Source organism: Flavobacterium piscisymbiosum (genome assembly GCF_020905295.1).
In the GTDB taxonomy this organism is placed as follows: Bacteria; Bacteroidota; Bacteroidia; order Flavobacteriales; family Flavobacteriaceae; genus Flavobacterium; species Flavobacterium piscisymbiosum.
Genome location: NZ_JAJJMM010000001.1, coordinates 2,442,060 through 2,462,951 on the forward strand (window position 1 = coordinate 2,442,060; position 20,892 = coordinate 2,462,951).

The following is a 20,892-nucleotide window of genomic DNA, read 5'->3' on the forward strand; positions in this document are numbered from 1 at the left end:
AATTTCGAGAATTGTATTTTATATTTATCGTTCGTAAAAGTTTAAAATTGCCATATGATTAATGGTGTAAAAATCTTATAAAAATATTTAATAATTTTTATAATAATACAATAAATACTGTTAAATGATTTATTGTTTGTGATAAAAAACTTATTTTAATATGGCAATAAGCAAAAAGAAATAATCTAAGCTTTAGATTATGTAAAATCTGTCTTTTTAGATTAAAAAGTTTTAACTTAAGGAAGAGAGAATCAAATCGGGTTTGTAAATAACAAATTTAGGACATATGCATTTCAACCGATTTAGTTTTACTTTCGTCGACTAAATTTCGTGTTTGGGATTTATTAGTCTAAATTTCATTCTCCTAATAAAATGGGATTAATTTGTTGGATATAATAAACTATTAAGGTTGCATTAATTCAAATTAAAAAAAAGCGCTAATGATACATTAGCGCTTTTTTTATGCTTTTTTCTGACGTTTTTATTGAGCAATAATTCAGGATTGAAAATTATTTTGCTTTCATCCCAACCTTTTTACGAAAAATGTACTCTATGTAAGTAAATAAGCATCTTCGAAAAGATCTTAACTTAGTAAAGTACATTATGAAAAAGAAATTCACCTTAAAGATAGCAAGCCCTTGTTCTGAAAATTTTAATAAAATGATACCCAATGCAACCGGATCATTTTGTAATTCATGTGCGAAAAATGTAATCGATTTAAGTAAAAAGTCGAATACTGAAGTGGCTAAATTTATTGCAGAAACAAAAGATACAAATATTTGTGCCCGTTTGAAAGTAACACAATTAGATCATGAGTTTGAATATAATGAAGTTTCTAAAATTAATAACCTTAAATATGCAGCAGTTGCGGCGTCACTTTTATTAGCTTCAAATGTGTCCGGACAGGAAAAAACACCGATTAAAACTGAAGTAAATTGCCCAAAACCAAGCAAACATTTAATGGGTAAAGTTGCCTATAACCATACTTCCAGACAGGAACTGGTAATCACTGTTAAAGGAAAATTATTGGATGCTACAACAAATAAACCATTTTCCCGTAAAATGTATCCAAATTTAGAACTTAGAATTAATGATTCTGAAAATGCATTTAGAATAAATGCTAAGACGGGAGAATTTTCTATTCCTGTAAAAGTTTTAAAAAGCAACAAAAGTCTTATAGTTACAATTACTGGCGATGATTATTATCTTTCAAAAGAAATACCTTTTGCGATAGAGTCCGTTAAGAATAATGTTTTGGTACAAGATATAATTGTAGGAGAAGGAGAACTTGCTAAAGTTATGATTGCCGGAGGATTAGGGATCAACTATAAGTAACATTTTGGAATTATGTCGAAATAAAAAAGGCTGTCTAAAGTAATTTAGACAGCCTTTTTAATGTTTTTCTTTAAAAAAAATTAATCAAATTCTGAAGTAAAGAATAACTTCACACTTGGATATTTATTTTGGGTCATTTGAATTGTAAAGTCAGAATCAGCTAAGAAAACTAATTGACCGTATTTATCATGAGCTAAGAATTTCTGTTTAATACGTTTGAATTCTTTAAATTCATCATTTTTAGCATCGTCAGGTTTTACCCAACACGCTTTATGAACAGGGAAGTTTTCGTAAGTACATTTAGCACCGTATTCATGCTCTAAACGATACTGAATAACCTCGTATTGAAGTGCTCCAACAGTTCCGATCACTTTACGGTTGTTCATTTCTAAAGTAAACAACTGCGCCACACCTTCATCCATCAACTGATCAACTCCTTTTTCTAATTGCTTAGCTTTCATAGGATCAGCATTATTGATATATCTAAAGTGTTCTGGAGAGAAACTCGGAATTCCTTTGAAACTCATGATTTCACCTTCTGTCAAAGTATCACCAATTTTAAAGTTTCCTGTATCGTGCAAACCTACAATGTCTCCTGGATACGAAATATCGACGATTTCTTTTTTCTCAGCAAAAAAGGCATTCGGGCTGGAGAATTTTAAATTTTTCTTTTGGCGAACGTGGTAATAAGGTTTGTTTCTTTCGAAAGTTCCTGAAACAATTTTTATAAAAGCCAAACGGTCTCTGTGCTTTGGGTCCATATTAGCGTGGATTTTAAAAACAAAACCGGTCATTTTTTCTTCAGTAGGATCTACTAAACGAGTTTCAGAATCTTTTGGTCTAGGAGACGGAGCGATCGTTACGAAACAATCTAATAATTCGCGAACTCCAAAATTATTCAAAGCTGAACCAAAAAATACAGGCTGTAATTTTCCGTCTAAATAATCCTGACGATCAAATTTTGGATATACTTCGTCAATTAACTCTAATTCTTCACGTAATCTGTCAGCTGGTTTTGCACCAATAATTTTTTCTAGTTCAGGGCTTTGAACATCAGAGAAGGCAATAGTTTCTTCGATGTTTTTACGGCTATCTCCACTAAAAAGATTAATGTTTTGCTCCCATAAATTATAAATTCCCTGAAAGTCATAACCCATACCAATAGGGAAACTCAAAGGAGTAACTGTAAGTCCAAGTTTTTGTTCTACTTCATCCATTAAGTCAAAAGCATCTTTTCCTTCACGGTCTAATTTATTGATGAAAACAATCATCGGGATATTCCTCATTCTACAAACTGCGACTAATTTTTCAGTTTGTTCCTCAACCCCTTTTGCAACGTCGATTACAACGATAACACTATCAACAGCGGTTAAAGTTCTAAAAGTATCTTCGGCAAAATCCTTGTGTCCCGGAGTATCAAGAATGTTGATTTTTTTTTCTTTATAATTAAAAGCAAGTACAGATGTCGAAACCGAAATACCTCTTTGGCGTTCGATTTCCATGAAATCACTCGTTGCTCCTTTTTTTATTTTATTGTTTTTTACAGCTCCTGCTTCCTGAATTGCCCCTCCAAATAACAATAACTTCTCTGTTAATGTTGTTTTACCGGCATCGGGATGCGATATAATTCCAAATGTTCTTCTGCGTTGTATTTCTTTTAAAAAGCTCATATTTCGTATAAATAGGTTGCAAAAGTACTATTAATTACGGCTTAATAAAAATATTCACTTCTTAAATTAGGAAGTCTTTTGTTTTATTAAAGCGAAGTTGTAAGCAAAAAATAAGGCTGTCTTTTTAGAACAGCCTTAGAATTATTAATTTTAAAATTATTGGTTAAGCGACCAAACAGAATATCCTTTTGGCGGACATTGAATTTTTACCCATTTATCAGCTTGTGTTGTTGGAAACCAGGTCGATGCTCCTGTGAAATCTTTAATCTGTGCATTTGCCCAATTGGTCTGAATCCATCGTTCTTGCCAGGAGTTAGAGTTATTGATGTAAACCACTAATCCAGGGTTTCCGTTGTACCCATTTCTTCTGGCAATATATTCATCATCATCAGCATATAAAATCGAAGTTGTACCTGTAGCTTTGTTGTTGTGAATCCAGATCAGGTTGTTTAATTTATTTTTATCCAGCCATTCTTCGTAATCTCTGTAGAATATTGTTGGATATCCTTCATGAGTTAGGATATAAGAATACGCTAGTAATTTGTTCGAAATTTCATCTGTATCGTGATTGGTAACAAATGTAACGGCTTTGTATGGATTTCTTTTCCACATCATGTCGTCGTTTAATAACGCAAGATTATTTCCGTCGAATGCATCATTCATTTTATAGTAACACGCAAAATCGAATACAGAACTATTGGCATTATTTGCCCAGTCATTTAATACGTTTACATTCGAATCCCATAATTCTCCCACCGAAAAGCCACCTACATTAGCATTCCAGGAGTTAACAACCCAGGCACCAAATCCTTTTACGTAATCAAATCTCCAGCCGTCAAATTTCATGGTATTTTTATAATATTTACCAACACCGTCGGCTCTTAACCACAACCAATTTTGAACATTTGGAGCCGCATGGCATAAATCGGGAAAACCTCCAAAAGAGCCTTCGTCGTTATTACCGTAGCTATTTTTGTAAAAATCATTGTAAGTACGTGGAAATTTTCCAGAAGAAACTCCGCTAAAGCTGGTCCAGGTATTCGTTCCTGTAAACGGATTCGCTTCAGATTGTCCGCCACTATTGTGATTAATCACGATATCAGCATATACCTTTATATTTTCGGTATGCGCATTGGTAATTAAACTTACAAGTTCAGCTTTTGAACCAAATCGGGTTTCTACAGAACCATTTTGGTTATAATCTCCAAAATCAAAATAATCTGTTGGATCGTATCCCATAGAAAAAGCTCCGTTTTGAGCCTTAGAAGCTGGTGGAAGCCAAATAGATCCAATTCCTGCATTACCCCAGGCAGTTACTTTACTACTTACGGTATTCCACCAGTTTCCTCCGGCAGGTACATCCCAATAAAAAGCCTGCATCATAACGCCACCTCCGGGATTGTCAACATACTTTCCTGTTGATGAATTAGAAGTTCCTGTACTAAAAGGTTTTCCGTCGTGATGTGTAACATTAATGATTTCAAACTGATGACTTTCAGCTCTTGAGTCTGCTTCGCTGGTTTCGTTTTGAGAACACGAATAGAAGAATGCAGTTGTTAATGCAAGTAAATAAATCTTTAGAATAGGTTTTTTCATAATAAGATTTGGTTTAGGTTAGATAATAAAGTTTGTAATTTGATATTTATCAGAGGTTTTGCAATGTGTATTCGTAATTTTTTCACTCAATAATTATCAATTATTCATCTAAAGTATGTGTTTTTTGATTTGGTTTGTTTTTATAAGAAAATAGTTATACTACGAAAACGTTGTAGTATTGATAACTTTTTTTATTTCATCAAAAGTTACTTCTTTTAAATTGGTGTAAAATATTTCTTAAATCGGTATTTGTGAGTGTTGTGGCAAGGATTACCACCTTTTTTTAAAGAGATTAATCTCATGGAAACAGTTGTTCTATATGAAATTCAGCTACCATCCATATAATTTTTTGTTAATAGTATAGCCGATAGTTGTATTATGTAATTGAATTGTTATTTTTGTTCGTTATAAGTTAAAAAGAACTAGATCTTAATTATTTAGTATTTTCAGTACAATATCGGGGAATACATTTAAAGTGATTGTGGTTTAAAACGAAATTCTAAAGCAAGATCTTTACATTCAAATTAAATTTAAAATAATGTTATTAAAAAAATTACAGTTAAAAACAATTGATTACAAATTAGTGTTGACAATGTGTTTTTTATTTTTTTTCAACTCAATCATTTCGGCTCAGGAAATTATTAAAGATACTGTGATCCAGAAACCAGTTCAACTAACTGGACAAAAGCAAAAAATTGACGGTATTATAGCCAATGTGGGAGATTACATTGTTTTAGATTCAGATATTGATAAAGCATATTTAGAAATTAGTGCTCAGGGAGGTTCTGTAAAAGATATTACAAGATGCCAGATGCTTGGTAAACTTTTAGAAGATAAATTGTACGCACACCAGGCGATTCAGGATAGTATCGTAGTAAGTGATGCAGAAATAAGAGGCATGATGGATGATCGATTGAATTATATGATTCAACAGGTAGGAGATATCAATAAAGTAGTTGCTTATTACAAAAAAAATTCGGTAGAGGAGTTCAAAACTTATTTTTCGGATATCTTAAAGGAGCAAAAATTAGCTTCTGAAATGACGAAGAAAATTGTCGACGCAGTAGAAATTACTCCGGAAGAAGTTCGTAATTTCTTTAAGAAAATACCAAAAGAGGAATTGCCGACTTTTGGAGCTGAGATGGAAGTAGCTCAAATCGTTGTAGAGCCAAAAGTTTCTGCAGAAGATGAGCAAAAGGTAAAAGACAGATTAAATGCCATAAGAAAAGATGTTCTTGAAGGATCTAGTTTTGCAACCAAAGCAGTTTTGTATTCGCAAGATCCCGGATCTTCACCAAATGGAGGGTTTTATAAAATGACCAGAAAAACTCCATTCGTAAAAGAATTTAAAGATGTTGCTTTTAGTTTAGGAGAAGGAGAAGTTTCAGAACCTTTTAAAACTATTTTTGGGTACCATATTATTATAGTAGAAAAAATCAAAGGGCAGGAAGTTGAACTACGTCATATTTTGATTTCGCCTACAGTTTCTGAGACAGCTTTGAAAGATGCTAAGGAAAGAATTGCGAATATCAGAACTAAAATAGAAAACAAAGAAATTACTTTTGCTGAAGCTGCAAGAACAGAATCTGACGAAAAAGAAACAAGAGCAAACGGTGGAACATTGATAAATCCTAATACTCAGGATACACGTTTTGAGTTGACTAAAATGGATCCAACTTTATATAGCCAGGTTTCTAACCTGAAAGATAATGAGATTTCTCAGCCGGTTTTAAATACAGATGATAAAGGTAAAAAGACTTACAAGTTAATCACTATCACTAATAGAATTGACGCGCATACTGCTGATTATGCTAAAGATTATACTAAGATTAAAGAATTAGCATTGAAAGAAAAACAAATTACAACAATCTCAAAGTGGTTTGATACTAAAATAAAAGATACTTACATTAAAATTATTGGAGAGTACAGAGATTGTAACTTTGTATACAACTGGTTGAAAAAATAAGTTTTATTAAATAAATAAAAAGAGTTAGTTTTATGAATTCATAAAGCTAACTCTTTTCAATTTTAAAAATATATCTAAATGTCTGACGTAGCAGCAATTCATAATTTAGTTCAGAAACGAAATGAATTAAAAACCGAAATAGCAAAAATCATTGTAGGCCAGGATGAAGTTGTAGATCAAATTTTACTTTGTATATTTTCCGGCGGACACGCGCTTTTAATAGGTGTTCCGGGATTGGCAAAAACGTTAATGATCAATACTTTGGCGCAAGCCTTAGGATTAGATTTTAAAAGAATTCAGTTTACGCCTGATTTAATGCCGTCTGATATTTTAGGAAGTGAAATTTTAGATGAAAACAGACAGTTTAAATTTATAAAAGGACCAATCTTCTCGAATATTATTTTGGCAGATGAGATCAACAGAACACCGCCAAAAACGCAGGCAGCTTTGCTTGAAGCCATGCAGGAACGTTCGGTTACTATTGCAGGACAAAATTATAAGTTAGATTTGCCTTATTTTGTATTAGCAACGCAAAACCCAATTGAGCAGGAAGGAACATATCCGTTGCCGGAAGCACAATTAGACCGTTTTATGTTTGCTATTAAATTAGAATATCCAAGTTTTGAAGAAGAAGTTCAGGTAGTAAAACGCACAACTTCTGATGTTAAAACAACCATTAATCCGTTGTTTACGGCTCAGGAGATTATCGATTTCCAACATTTAATTCGTAGAATTCCTGTAGCTGATAATGTGATTGAATATGCTGTAACGTTGGTAAGCAAAACGCGTCCGGATAATGCTTTGTCAAATGATTTTGTAAAGAATTACCTGGATTGGGGAGCAGGACCAAGAGCGTCTCAAAACTTAATTTTAGCTGCAAAAGCCCACGCGGCATTTAATGGGAAATTCTCACCGGATATTGAAGATGTAAAAGCAGTTGCAACAGGAATTTTGCGACACAGAATTATTAAAAACTACAAAGCAGATGCGGAAGGAATAACCGAAGAAGTTATTATCCAGAAGTTGATGTAAATATATAAAAGTCTGATATTAAGTAAATATCAGACTTTTTTTGTCTATTTTGGAATCCTGGTTTCATTGATTAATCTAACAGATTTATTTTGAAAAAGTTTTATTAAAAGTACTTCTGCAAGTGAAGTATATTTTTTATTGTCGCACTCGTACCACCAATAAGAGTGATATTGAATGTTATTTTTCTCCATTTGAACAAAACATATTTCTTCGTTGTTTTTTTTGATCACTTTCGATTCGATAATTTTATACCCAGTTCCTGTCCAGCAAATCAAAGGATTGTGCGACGGAGTTTTAATATAGATAAGTTTTTCAGGAGTTACAATTTTAAAAACTTCAGTACTTATCCAGATTCCTTTTTTAAGATTATAAGTTGCATTTAAATTTTCGAGCAAATTATGTTTCAATTCTTTTTTGATTTCTAAGCTGGTTACGAGTACAATTGAAAATGCTATTGTAATAAGAAAGAAGGTAAATTTATTAGAATTTGAATGGAGTGTTTCTTCCTGATTAGGTTTAAAAAAACGAATGAAGAATAACATTGGTATAATTTGATAAAATACAAAACAAAGTAAACCAATCGTGTAATGTAAAGTATTCTCTTCTGTGCAATTAAATAAAATTAAAGTTACGATTCTGAAATAATTCGAAATGATATTGAATAAAATCACCATAAAACAGAACAGAAAGATTTGTTTGATATTGAAATATTTATGTTGTTTTCGTTCTTCCAGAGTCAGTAAAAATGCTCCAACAAGTAAACCGGTTTTAAACATCGACAATCCCATACATGCCGTATCGATGGTGATTTTCGCATTGTTGATATAAAAATTAACACCTTCGATCTTTGTTATTGGGATGAAATCTTTTAAAGTGAGGTATACTCCGTAACAAAGAGTTTGTTTGATTTCTACTGTCAAATAATCAAAAAAAGTACTAAAAACAGATGAGAATAATAAAATACAGATAAAGGCGATGAACGAAAATTTTCTGGTAAGACTATAATATAAAAAGCAGGCTAGCAATGCTAAAGCTAAAAAATGCAAAGATTTGGTATGCAAACGAAAGCTTATAAATTCTAATACAAAAATTAAAACTAAAAGAGGGTAGTTCATATTAAATGAAGTTTTTCTACCTCCAATTAGAAACAATACGATTGAAAATACAATTCCGAAGAGATTACTATCAAGCCCGGACATCACTATATTCGAGTTCATAGCCAGTAAACAAGCCAGAATCAATAGGGCAATTGCGTTTTTGTATTGAAATATAAAATTCATTAGATAGTTTGCTTTTTGTTTTTTCTGTAATAGAAGAAAAGTATTGTAGATCCCAAAATAATTAATAACCATTCATGTGGTTCAGGAACAGCGCCATCATTGTTTATAGAGGCATTTCCTAAAGTGTCGACATTTTTTTCGATTCCGTTATTTTTGTAATCCGCATCAGTTTCAAGAACGATTAAAGAAGATATTGGTGTTACAATATTGGCATCTTTTGCTAAATTCAAATATTTATTATAAAAAAGGGAATCATTTTTAATTTTGATTTCTTCTTCGCGCAATTCGTCAACCGAAACCACTGTAACGCTAGCAGTATCTTGAGAAATAGGCTCATTTTTATAATGTGACAAATAATTACTTTGAATCTTTACTTGTTCGTCTAATACTTTTCCAAAAGCATACATTCTGTAAATATGATTTGGTCCATTGGTTTTAGTAACGCTGGTTTGCGGAATTTCTTGAATCGCAATATTTGCAGGTTCTATATTGACCGTGTTCGGTGCTGTTTTAAATAGAATAAATTGATTTTTATCAATCAGTTCTAAACTGTTTTTTAAACTGGTCTGAAAGTAATCTACATATTTTTGCTCCTTGACAGTCTGCCAGAACGGATTAATATCAGATGAAATATTAATTACTTTTAAATTTCTCTCTTTCGTTCCGGTTCTTATTTTCTTTAAATAACGGGAATCTTCAAGTTCTTCAAAATTAGTAGAAAACGTACCGCATTTTGTAATGATTAAGCTGTTCGGAGTCATTTTATAAAGAGGCAATAAAGAATAGTGCAGATCTTCAAATTCTAATTCGATAGCTTTAAAATTGTCTTTATCGATTGCTTTCTTTTCTCCGTTTATAATAACAAACAAATTCTTTTTATTTAAGTCCACAAAAGATTCGATTTGTTTGGTCGTCCAGCTGCTGTTTAGGTCTAATATAATTTCTGAAGGTGTAAACGGAATAGCTGTTTTCTGAATTTCCGTGACTTCATACACTTTATTTTTCCATGCAAATGAATTTGATTGTAGAGTTTTAGATAATGGCATAGTAGCTTCCCAATCGTCTAGTCCTTTTGATTGATTGATGTAGTAGTTCTTATTCAGTTCAAAATCTTTACTGGTTTCTATTTTTGTATTTCCAACGGTCTGGATTCTTGATATTGTTTCGGCATTCGAAATATTCGGGCCTTTTATAGAAAGACTCTGGTATTTCATTTGATTGTCTTCAACTTTTAAAGGAGTTGTAAAACCACATTTAAAGGTTCGTGGCGTTTTATAATTAATCGGGAAAACCCTAACAACCACTTTATTTCCTTCTTTCCATTGCATTAAAGAAGGATCACGATATTCTACACCAACAATTTGTTTATATGCTGCTTTCGCTTTTTCTTTTGTAGTCAAAACTCCTTTTCTTTCGATTCCGTTTACCCATAATGATAACGATGTTGCAACAGAACCTTCCGGTAATTGAAAAGAATAAATAGCCTCCTTGTTGTTTCTCCCGGATTCTTGCTCGCAGGCAATTTTCATTGTGATTTCAGTATAAGCCAAACGCGTTTCCGGATAAATTTTCACATCTTCTTTAATGCTTTTGGTAAATAAATCGTCGCCACTCCATAATTGTTCTTCGGTTTCTAATCGTTTATCAAAGTTTGATTTTAGAATATTTATTTTATCGTCGTTATCCAGAGTTAGGTCTTCACAAAACAAATAGGCAATAGATATGAACGGATTATTAATTTTACGCTCATTAAATTGTTTGCTGCCAAAGGAATTAAAAGAGCTAAAAGAAAATATATCGTGAAGCGGAATATAGACAATGTCTTTTTTTAATAGAATTTCGTTAAAAAAATTAGGTTTTAAATTCTGTGAAACTGAGATGTAATAAGGCAGTTCATTGTTTTGATCAAATGAATTGATTCTGGCCAATTGAGTTATTTTTCTGCTTTCAATTTTTAATCCTACAGTAAAGACTATCATGCTAATTAAAACCACTAAAAAACCTCCGCTAAAAGAAACAGCATAAATTTTATTGTTACTGAGATATCGAATAATTGTGATTGTATGGATAATGATAACAAGTGCCGGTACCAAGCCATAGAAACCTACTCCTAAAGCTATAAGTCCCATAAAAGAGAATGGCATAATTGGAATCAGGTAAAGCGCAAAATATAAGATGATTGAAAACGATACGCCATTTATAAAAAAGGCGATAGATGTATTTCCCTTTTCATCTGAATTTCTGTAAATAAAAAAATTAGAGAGGCAAAAAGCCAGAGTGGCTAAATAAACCCATACAGGAAGATTCTGAAAAACAGGAATAAATGTATTTAAGCTAAAACAGCCAATGAACCAGTTTAGGATCAGGAAAGGAGCTAAGTGAATGTACGTTTCCCTTTTTCTAAGAATTAAGAAGGAAACTCCAACTCCATATACAAATTCGAATATGAGACTTAGTAAATCAATTGATTCATAACCACGCCAATAATGTTCTTTAGAGAGAAGAGCGATAATAAGGAAAATGCTGCTAAACAGCGTTACAATTAAACTAATTACTACTCCGGTTTTTTGAGTGTAAGATTCTAAAATATCTAATTTGTGTTTCATAGTTGTATTTATTTAAAAGTACTTTGAATTGCAAAGCTATTAAATAATTTGAATTACAAGTTTTTTTATTAGGATTTTTTTTGAAAGTGGATGAAAGTTTAATCTTGGAATTGGTTTTTTAAAATGGAGAAGAAAAAGTGGTGTAAAAGAGCAACTATAACGTTATAATTTCTTATTTAGAACCGTTCTTTGTTAAAACAGAGGTAAATTCTGACTTCATTTATAACAGCAAATTCCGACTTTGTTAAAGAAAAGATTTTAAAATATCAATAATTTATTTTTTCTATTCAAAATTGATATTTTGACAAAAACAAGCAGTCAAAATCGTTTTTTAGCAATAATAATTTTTGAAAAGGCGACTTCTATTATATTTTTTTTAATTGTCGGCTTTAATACCTAAATTTGCGTACAAAAAAAATAAAATACCTAGAAAAGACTTTTATTATGAATATTTATCAGGATTACATCCAAGAAATTGAAGAACGAAAAGGTCAAGGGCTTAACCCGAAACCAATTGATGGCGCTGAATTATTAGGCGAAATCATTGAACAAATTAAAGATTTGAATAACGAGTACAGACAAGATTCTCTGAACTTTTTTATTTATAATGTTGTACCAGGTACTACTAGTGCAGCCGGTACGAAAGCTAAGTTTTTGAAGGAAATTATTTTGGGTCAATCCGAAGTAAAAGAAATAACACCTGCTTTTGCTTTTGAGTTATTATCACACATGAAAGGCGGACCTTCGATTGAAGTGTTGTTGGATTTAGCACTTGGTGATCATACTTCTATTGCAAAACAAGCAGGAGATGTTCTTAAGACACAAGTTTATCTTTATGAGGCAGACACAGACCGTCTTAAAGAAGCATTTAAAAATGGTAATCCAATTGCTATTGAGATTCTTAAAAGTTACGCACAGGCAGAGTTCTTTACTGCACTGCCAGAAGTAGTAGAAGAAATTAAAGTAGTTACTTATATCGCTGGTGAAGGAGATATCTCGACAGATTTACTTTCTCCGGGTAATCAGGCGCACTCACGTTCTGATCGTGAACTTCATGGTAAATGTATGATTACGCCTCAGGCACAAGAAGAAATCAAAGCATTGCAGGCAAAACATCCAGACGCAAGCGTTATGTTGATTGCTGAAAAAGGTACAATGGGTGTAGGTTCGTCAAGAATGTCAGGTGTAAACAACGTGGCACTTTGGACAGGTAAACAAGCAAGCCCGTATGTTCCATTTATTAATATTGCTCCAATCGTTGCAGGAACAAACGGAATTTCTCCAATTTTCCTAACAACTGTAGATGTTACTGGTGGTATTGGTTTAGACCTTAAAAACTGGGTAAAAAAGCTGGATGCAGAAGGTAATATTATTCGAAATGAGAATAATGAGCCAATTCTTGAAGAAGCATACTCTGTTGCTACAGGAACTGTACTTACAATAAATACAAAAACAAAAAAATTATACAACGGTGATCAGGAATTGATAGACATTTCTAAGGCATTCACGCCTCAGAAAATGGAATTTATCAAAGCTGGAGGATCTTACGCGATTGTATTTGGTAAAAAACTTCAAACATTAGCAGCAAAAGTTTTAGATATCGAAGCTCCTCTTGTATTTGCTCCATCAAAAGAAATTTCAGTTGAAGGGCAAGGACTTACAGCAGTAGAAAAAATCTTCAACAGAAATGCTGTTGGTATAACTGCGGGTAAAGTATTGCACGCCGGATCAGATGTTCGTGTAGAAGTAAATATCGTAGGTTCTCAGGATACTACTGGTCTTATGACTGCTCAAGAATTAGAGTCTATGGCTGCTACAGTAATTTCGCCAATCGTTGATGGTGCATACCAATCAGGTTGTCATACAGCTTCAGTTTGGGATAAAAAAGCGCAGGCAAACATTCCAAAATTGATGAAATTCATGAACGATTTTGGATTAATCACAGCTCGTGATCCAAAAGGTGTTTATCATGCAATGACAGACGTAATTCACAAAGTACTTAACGATATTACTATTGATGAGTGGGCTATCATTATTGGTGGTGACTCTCATACAAGAATGTCAAAAGGTGTTGCTTTTGGTGCTGACTCAGGAACAGTTGCTCTTGCATTGGCTACTGGAGAAGCTTCAATGCCAATTCCGGAATCTGTAAAAGTGACGTTCAAAGGTGAAATGAAAGACTACATGGATTTCCGTGACGTAGTGCATTCAACACAAGCTCAAATGCTTAAAAAGTTTGGTGGAGAAAATGTTTTCCAGGGAAGAATTATCGAGGTTCATCTAGGAACTCTTACTGCTGACCAGGCCTTTACATTTACAGACTGGACTGCAGAGATGAAAGCAAAAGCTTCTATCTGTATTTCTGAAGATGATACCTTAATCGAATCATTGGAGATTGCAAAAAGCAGAATCCAGATCATGATCGACAAAGGGATGGACAATGAAAAACAAGTTCTTCAGGGATTGATCAATAAAGCGGATAAGAGAATTACAGAGATCAAATCAGCTGAAAAACCAGCGTTGACTCCAGATGCAAATGCAAAATATTATGCTGAAGTTGTTGTAGATCTTGATCAGATTATCGAACCAATGATTGCAGATCCAGACGTGAATAACGTTGATGTTTCTAAAAGATATACGCACGATACTATCAGACCTTTATCTTTCTATGGTGGAGTGAAAAAAGTAGATTTAGGATTTATCGGATCTTGTATGGTTCACAAAGGAGATATGAAGATTTTGGCTCAAATGCTTAAAAATATAGAAGATCTACACGGTAAAGTGGAGTTCAAAGCGCCTCTTGTAGTAGCGCCTCCTACTTACAACATTGTAGATGAACTTAAAGCCGAAGGTGACTGGGAAGTTTTACAAAAATACTCAGGTTTCGAATTCAACGATAATGCACCTAAAGGAGCAGCACGTACTGAATATGAGAACATGTTGTATTTAGAGCGTCCGGGATGTAACCTTTGTATGGGTAACCAGGAAAAAGCGGCAAAAGGAGATACTGTAATGGCAACTTCAACACGTCTTTTCCAGGGAAGAGTTGTAGAAGATACTGAAGGTAAAAAAGGAGAGTCTTTACTTTCTTCTACACCGGTAGTAGTTTTATCTACAATTTTAGGTAGAACTCCTACACTTGCTGAATATACAGCAGCAGTAGATGGTATTAGCTTAACAAGATTTGCACCTTCTCATAAATTGCTTGTAATGTAATTTACGATTAGTTATAATCATTATATATAAAAAGCCCGAGTTGATAAACTCGGGCTTTTTCTTTTCTGGCTACTCTATTTTTTGTAACTTGTCATGTTCAAAATAAAAAAAACAAAAACAATTATACTTATGGCTTTTGATATTGAAATGATAAAAAAAGTGTATGAGAACATGCCGGATCGTGTTGATAAAGCACGCGAGATTGTTGGTCGTCCACTTACATTAACAGAGAAAATTTTATACAATCACCTTTGGGACGGAAATCCAACAAAGGCTTTTGGCAGAGGAGTAGATTATGTTGATTTTGCACCGGATCGTGTAGCATGTCAGGATGCAACTGCTCAAATGGCATTATTGCAATTTATGCACGCCGGTAAGCCTAAAGTAGCAGTGCCTACAACAGTGCACTGTGATCACTTGATTCAGGCAAAAGTAGATGCAGCAACCGATTTGGCCAGAGCAAAAATACAAAGTAATGAAGTTTTCGACTTCCTGTCGTCAGTTTCTAATAAATACGGAATTGGTTTCTGGAAACCGGGAGCAGGAATTATTCATCAGGTAGTACTTGAAAATTATGCTTTCCCTGGAGGAATGATGATTGGTACCGATTCCCACACTGTAAATGCAGGTGGTTTAGGAATGGTTGCCATTGGTGTTGGTGGAGCAGATGCTGTAGACGTTATGTCCGGTATGGCTTGGGAACTTAAATTCCCTAAATTAATTGGAGTAAAACTAACTGGTAAATTATCAGGTTGGACAGCTCCTAAAGATGTTATCCTAAAAGTTGCCGGTATTCTTACTGTAAAAGGTGGTACTGGTGCAATCGTTGAATATTTTGGAGAAGGGGCAACTTCTATGTCTTGTACCGGTAAAGGTACTATTTGTAACATGGGAGCAGAGATTGGAGCTACGACTTCAACTTTTGGATATGATGATTCTATGAGTCGTTACCTACGTTCTACAAACAGAGCCGATGTTGCAGATGCTGCAGATAAAATAGCCCCTTACTTAACAGGAGATCCAGAAGTATATGCTAACCCGGAACAATATTTTGATCAGGTTATCGAAATCAACTTAACTGAATTAGAGCCACACTTAAACGGTCCTTTTACACCGGATTTAGCGACTCCAATTTCTAAGATGAAAGAAACTGCGATCAAAAACAACTGGCCATTACAAATTCAGGTAGGTTTAATAGGTTCTTGTACCAACTCTTCTTACGAAGATATCTCACGTGCAGCTTCTTTGGCAAGACAAGTAAGTGCTAAAAACTTAAAAACTAAATCTCAATTCACCATTACTCCAGGATCTGAAGTAGTGCGTTATACCATCGAAAGAGACGGATTTATCGATACTTTCGAAAAAATTGGAGCAACTGTTTTTGCAAATGCCTGCGGACCATGTATTGGTATGTGGGACAGAGACGGAGCAGAGAAAGAAGAAAGAAACACTATTGTGCACTCTTTTAACCGTAACTTCTCAAAACGTGCAGATGGTAACCCAAATACTTTAGCATTCGTAGGTTCTCCAGAGTTGGTAACCGCTATGGCTATCGCAGGAGATTTAGGTTTCAATCCGTTAACAGATACCTTAATCAACGAAGATGGAGAAGAAGTAATGCTTGAAGCGCCAACAGGAGACGAATTGCCTCCAAAAGGATTTGATGTTAAAGATCCGGGATTTCAGGTTCCGGCAGAAGACGGTTCAGGAGTTCAGGTTGTGGTAAGCCCAACATCAGAACGTTTGCAATTATTAGCTCCGTTTGATGCCTGGGATGGTAAAAATATTACTGGAGCAAAATTATTAATCAAAGCATTCGGAAAATGTACTACAGATCATATCTCTATGGCTGGACCATGGTTACGTTTCCGCGGACACTTAGATAATATTTCAAACAATATGTTGATTGGTGCGGTAAATGCATTCAACCAAAAAACAAACTCTGTTAAAAATCAATTAACAGGTACTTATGATGCAGTTCCTGCTGTAGCTCGTGCATACAAAGCTGCTGGAGTTCCGTCTATCGTTGTAGGAGATCACAATTATGGCGAAGGTTCATCTCGTGAGCATGCTGCTATGGAGCCACGTTTCTTAGGAGTTAAAGCGGTATTGGTGAAATCTTTTGCCCGCATCCATGAAACAAACCTTAAAAAACAAGGACTTTTAGGATTAACATTTGCAAACGAAGCAGATTACGATAAAATTCAGGAAGACGATACTATCAATTTTACTGATTTAACCGAGTTCGCTCCTGGAAAACCATTGACATTAGAGTTCGTTCATGCAAATGGTACAAAAGATATCATCCTGGCAAACCATACTTATAACGCAGGTCAGATTGGCTGGTTCGTTGCAGGTTCAGCATTAAACTTAATCGCTGCCGGAAAAGCTTAATCGTTAAGATTCAATTATACTAAAAACGCTCTGTGTAAACAGGGCGTTTTTTATTAGGAGCTATTTCCAGCTATCCGCTATATTCCCGATAAACAAAAACTACGGCTAAAAAGCCTTGTTTTTCTAAATCGGGAGATGCCGCTTCTATCTGGGCTAGGGCACTCGTTTTTATCAGAAGTTTTTTTTTTTTCTTAGTGTGACCTTAGATCTTTCGATATAATTTCATATTCAAAATAAAAAATAATCTATCCGTTGTTTTTAGTGACACGTACTTCTTGTGATAAAGTCTTAGTTCTGGTAGGTTTGGTAATTTCAAATTCATTTACATCAATACTAAATACTTTCGAAGAAGGTAATTTCGAGTAGCTATTGTCAACACGTCCACCTAAAATGTATAATTTATCATTGTAATAATGCATGACTGAATATTTCAGAGGTAATCCAATTTCATATTCTTTTAATTGTTTTGTTTTTAGATCATAAACATACATTTTTTGATCCTCAAAAAAATAAATAATATTTTCATGATAAGTTACAGCAGGCCTTTCTAATGGTGAGAATAATTCTCCTTCATTTTGCCATTTTTCCGTTGCTAAATCAAAAGATTCTATTTGTGAGATTGGCTTTCCATTATTACCTCCAATAAGATAAATTTTATCATCGACCAGAGCGCCTGTCGTTTCTTTTGCTATTGGCATATGAGCAAGTTCGTACCAATAACCTGAAGAAATGTTGTATAAATGTACTTTATCGGTAAAATCCTTGACACCACTTTCGGTCGATTTTACAGAACCTCCCATTACAATAATATTATCTTTATAAGTAAATGAAGCAAAATCAGCAGCCTTATGCGGATTTGTATTATCAGTTTTAATGGTCTGTTTTTCCAAATCTAAAACTTCAATTTGATCTTGCAGGTATTCCCAGCTACTTATTTTGTTTACAAACATTTTTTTTCCGCCTACGATATAGACCAAATTGTTGTAAAAATGAATGTTGTGATAAGCCCTGTTTTGAAGTTTTAATTTCGAAAATTCCCATGTATCAGTTTTGATGTCATATATACAAAGGTCTTGTTTATAATGTCGTTTAGCCGACGTATATTGCTCTTCACTTAAAAATTTCACCATATCCATATCAGCTTTTTCTGCTCGTGCTTTTTCGAGTTGGTTGATTTCAGGATAAGCATCTCCGCCACTAACATAAATTTTGTCATCTTGCAGAAGAGAGCCAAATGAGAATATAAGATGTTTTAAAGAAGTTAATTGGGTAAATGAAAGTTTAGATTGTAGTTTTTGATCCGCAGGAATAATTACATCTGATAAATTTTCAATATTTTCTTCAAGCGAAACTATAAAGCTTTGCTTAGTCAGATAACTTAAAGAAATTCTTGTCGTAGCGTAACCAATATGAGAGAATTCTAATACCTCGTCATCGTTAAATTTTGATAAAAGTTTTAAAGAAAATTTCCCGTTTTCATCTGATATTGTTCCAACTTTACTTGATAATGCCAGGATATTGGTGTTTTCAAGTGGGAGATTAGTGCTTTTCGAAACTATTGTTCCGTTTATATTTTGAGCAATACATAATAAAGGAAAAAGAATAAAAAATAAAAGTAGTTTTTTCACACTGTTTTCAGATTAAGGTTAGTTTTTGATAAAAGTTAATTGGTATTTCTAAAAATATTCGCACAAATTTTGTGCCGAGAAAGTACGGTGAGATAAAATTAGTTCGAAATTTTAATAAATTACAGCGTAATAATTCCTCAACAACATACAAGAATATATTTTGAGACGAATATTTTTTTTCTCTTGCCTAATTTGTGTTAGCTTTTATAAAAAAAGAGATTATTTATAAAAGACCTGATTTCAAAGAGTTGGCGTGATTTTTAATAGTAGAGGATTAATTCGGGGTAAATTTGTTGTTAAAAAACGTGTATCTTTTACATTAAAAAGTTAAATTCGCCTTTTAGGTAATATATTTGTGTTTTTCTAGTTTATATTATTCAGACTAAAAGTTATATTATTTAAACTTAAAGAAGTATTCATTAAACTTTAATAGGTATGGTTGTTAGATTAATTATAGTGTTGTTTTTTTTCAGTGTTGGTGTTTTTTCTCAGGAAAAGTTTATCAAGCACAAAATATCAAAAGGAGAAAACCTATCTGTAATTGCTAAAAAATATGGTGTAAAAACCAAAGATATTCAAGATGCCAACCCTGATGCTCCTAAAGTTTTAAAATTAAATTCGGTTCTCTTAATTCCGAATACCAATAAAAAGGTTACTACAAAAAAAACTGAAATAGTTGCCAATACAACTCCCGCAACAACTTCAAATTCAGGTCTGCACGAAGTACAGGAAAAAGAAAATCTTTGGTTAATTTCAAAAAAATACAATGTTTCTGTTGATGATTTAAAAAAAGCAAATCCATCGCTCGAAAGTGAAGATCTAAAAATAGGACAGAAGCTTGCTATTCCGTCTAATGCTGTTGTAGCGACTGAAAAGAATACAAAGAAAAATCAGAACATAGAAAATCCGGAAATAATTCCTTCAACAGATGTAGAAGTTGTTGTTGAGGTAAAACCAAAAGAAACAAAATATCTGATTGCCAAAAAATACGGAATAACGGTTGCAGAACTAGAGAAGCAAAATCCATTTATTAAAGGAAAACTACCGGTTGGTTATCTTCTGAAAATTAGAACTTCAAAAGAAAAAGCAAATCAGGAAGTAAAAGATGCTGTTATTGCATCTCAAACTCAAATCGCTGATAAAACCGCCACAACTTTAGAGAATAAAGGTAAAACGAGTGAAGTAAAGCCGGAAATTGTATCGGACAAAAATGCCGAAATAGTTGTTGAGGTAAAGCCAAACGAAACAAAATATACCATTGCCAAGAAATACGGGATAACTGTTGCAGAACTGGAGAAGCAAAATCCATTTATCAAAGGAAAACTTCCGGTTGGTTATCTTCTAAAAATTAAAACTTCAAAAGAAAAAGCCAATCAGGAAATAAAAGATACTGCTATTGCATCTCAAACTCAGATTGCTGAAAACCCTGTTCTTACTTCAGATAATAAGATTAAAACTGATGAAGCAAAGCCGGAAATTGTACCTGCAAAAAATGTTGAAGTAGTGGTTGAGGTACAGCCAAAAGAAACAAAATATGCCATTGCAAAAAAATACGGAATAACTGTTGCAGAATTAGAGCGACAGAATCCATTTATTAAAGGGAAATTGCCTGTTGGCTATATGCTGAAGATTAATACCTCAAAAGAAAAGGCCGATGCGGCATCTTCAATAACAACCCCACAAAGTAATGACGGTTTATCAGATGCTTCGCAGGTGGCAGATAATTCAGCAGTTGAAAAAGATACAACTACAATTTTTAGAGTTAGCAATCATTCAGATTTAGTAAATCAATTGGTGGTTAATGCAACCGAAAACATAGGAACTCGTTACCGGTCGGGCGGAACCACAAAAGCTGGTTTTGATTGTTCAGGATTAATGATTTGTACGTTTAATAATTTTGATATAAAATTGCCAAGAAGTTCTATTGAGCAATCTCGTGTTGGTTTTAAAGTCGGTACAGAGGAAGCTCAAAAAGGAGATTTAATTTTCTTTAGAACCAACGGAAGACGACAAATCAATCATGTCGGAATGGTGGTTGAAGTAGCCGATGGAGAAATTAAATTTGTACATTCCTCAACTCATGGCGGTGTAATAATTTCTTCGACAAAAGAACCGTATTATCAAAGAACCTTTACTCAGGTAAATCGTATTTTACAATAAAGTAAAATT

11 protein-coding genes are annotated in these 20,892 nt (G+C 33.5%); 6 read left to right on the forward strand and 5 right to left on the reverse strand.

The window, feature by feature from the left end:
* The first annotated feature begins 603 nt into the window (after nt 1-603).
* Nucleotides 604-1,335, forward strand: coding sequence for a hypothetical protein (locus tag LNP81_RS10825; protein ID WP_230035721.1), 732 nt, complete (start codon nt 604-606; stop codon nt 1,333-1,335).
* A gap of 80 nt (nt 1,336-1,415) precedes the next feature.
* On the opposite strand, the gene LNP81_RS10830 is transcribed toward LNP81_RS10825, so the two are convergent.
* Together LNP81_RS10830 and LNP81_RS10835 are read right to left on the reverse strand one after the other, a co-directional pair.
* Complete coding sequence (locus LNP81_RS10830) at nt 1,416-3,005, reverse strand: peptide chain release factor 3 (protein ID WP_065448355.1); 1,590 nt, start codon at nt 3,003-3,005, stop codon at nt 1,416-1,418.
* 156 nt (nt 3,006-3,161) lie between these two features.
* On the reverse strand, nt 3,162-4,601 hold the full coding sequence (locus LNP81_RS10835) for an alpha-amylase (RefSeq protein ID WP_230035728.1): 1,440 nt from the start codon (nt 4,599-4,601) through the stop codon (nt 3,162-3,164).
* Between the two features lie 538 nt (nt 4,602-5,139).
* Between LNP81_RS10835 and LNP81_RS10840 the strand changes: the two genes are divergently transcribed.
* On the forward strand, nt 5,140-6,567 hold the full coding sequence (locus tag LNP81_RS10840) for a peptidylprolyl isomerase (protein ID WP_230035729.1): 1,428 nt from the start codon (nt 5,140-5,142) through the stop codon (nt 6,565-6,567).
* A 78-nt stretch (nt 6,568-6,645) separates the two neighbouring features.
* Nucleotides 6,646-7,599: an AAA family ATPase gene (locus LNP81_RS10845; protein ID WP_230035730.1), complete on the forward strand. Its 954-nt coding sequence runs from the start codon at nt 6,646-6,648 to the stop codon at nt 7,597-7,599.
* A gap of 44 nt (nt 7,600-7,643) precedes the next feature.
* Here LNP81_RS10845 and xrtN read toward each other — a convergent pair whose 3' ends face one another.
* Together xrtN and LNP81_RS10855 are read right to left on the reverse strand one after the other, a co-directional pair.
* Complete coding sequence (gene xrtN, locus LNP81_RS10850) at nt 7,644-8,879, reverse strand: exosortase N (protein WP_230035732.1); 1,236 nt, start codon at nt 8,877-8,879, stop codon at nt 7,644-7,646.
* Nucleotides 8,879-11,485: an XrtN system VIT domain-containing protein gene (locus LNP81_RS10855; protein ID WP_230035733.1), complete on the reverse strand. Its 2,607-nt coding sequence runs from the start codon at nt 11,483-11,485 to the stop codon at nt 8,879-8,881. Before LNP81_RS10855 ends, xrtN begins: the two co-directional genes overlap by 1 nt.
* Nucleotides 11,486-11,929: 444 nt before the next feature.
* Here LNP81_RS10855 and LNP81_RS10860 point away from each other — a divergent pair, with 444 nt between their 5' ends.
* Together LNP81_RS10860 and LNP81_RS10865 are read left to right on the forward strand one after the other, a co-directional pair.
* Entirely contained in the window at nt 11,930-14,701 is a 2,772-nt protein-coding gene (locus LNP81_RS10860) for a bifunctional aconitate hydratase 2/2-methylisocitrate dehydratase (protein WP_230035734.1), read from the forward strand.
* Nucleotides 14,702-14,830: 129 nt separating this feature from the next.
* Nucleotides 14,831-17,095, forward strand: coding sequence for an aconitate hydratase (locus tag LNP81_RS10865; protein WP_230035735.1), 2,265 nt, complete (start codon nt 14,831-14,833; stop codon nt 17,093-17,095).
* 245 nt (nt 17,096-17,340) lie between these two features.
* Here LNP81_RS10865 and LNP81_RS27455 read toward each other — a convergent pair whose 3' ends face one another.
* Nucleotides 17,341-18,723, reverse strand: coding sequence for a carboxypeptidase-like regulatory domain-containing protein (locus LNP81_RS27455; RefSeq protein ID WP_230035736.1), 1,383 nt, complete (start codon nt 18,721-18,723; stop codon nt 17,341-17,343).
* 435 nt (nt 18,724-19,158) lie between these two features.
* Here LNP81_RS27455 and LNP81_RS10875 point away from each other — a divergent pair, with 435 nt between their 5' ends.
* Nucleotides 19,159-20,883 (forward strand): peptidoglycan endopeptidase, encoded by a 1,725-nt coding sequence (locus LNP81_RS10875; RefSeq protein ID WP_230035737.1) that lies wholly within the window; start codon nt 19,159-19,161, stop codon nt 20,881-20,883.
* Nucleotides 20,884-20,892: the final 9 nt, after the last annotated feature.

Coding starts and splice junctions, on each gene's coding strand:
- LNP81_RS10825 (WP_230035721.1), top strand. CDS start 604: ATGAAAAAGAAATTCACCTTAAAGATAGCAAGCCCTTGTTCTGAAAAT.
- LNP81_RS10830 (WP_065448355.1), bottom strand. CDS start 3,005: ATGAGCTTTTTAAAAGAAATACAACGCAGAAGAACATTTGGAATTATA.
- LNP81_RS10835 (WP_230035728.1), bottom strand. CDS start 4,601: ATGAAAAAACCTATTCTAAAGATTTATTTACTTGCATTAACAACTGCA.
- LNP81_RS10840 (WP_230035729.1), top strand. CDS start 5,140: ATGTTATTAAAAAAATTACAGTTAAAAACAATTGATTACAAATTAGTG.
- LNP81_RS10845 (WP_230035730.1), top strand. CDS start 6,646: ATGTCTGACGTAGCAGCAATTCATAATTTAGTTCAGAAACGAAATGAA.
- xrtN (WP_230035732.1), bottom strand. CDS start 8,879: ATGAATTTTATATTTCAATACAAAAACGCAATTGCCCTATTGATTCTG.
- LNP81_RS10855 (WP_230035733.1), bottom strand. CDS start 11,485: ATGAAACACAAATTAGATATTTTAGAATCTTACACTCAAAAAACCGGA.
- LNP81_RS10860 (WP_230035734.1), top strand. CDS start 11,930: ATGAATATTTATCAGGATTACATCCAAGAAATTGAAGAACGAAAAGGT.
- LNP81_RS10865 (WP_230035735.1), top strand. CDS start 14,831: ATGGCTTTTGATATTGAAATGATAAAAAAAGTGTATGAGAACATGCCG.
- LNP81_RS10875 (WP_230035737.1), top strand. CDS start 19,159: ATGGTTGTTAGATTAATTATAGTGTTGTTTTTTTTCAGTGTTGGTGTT.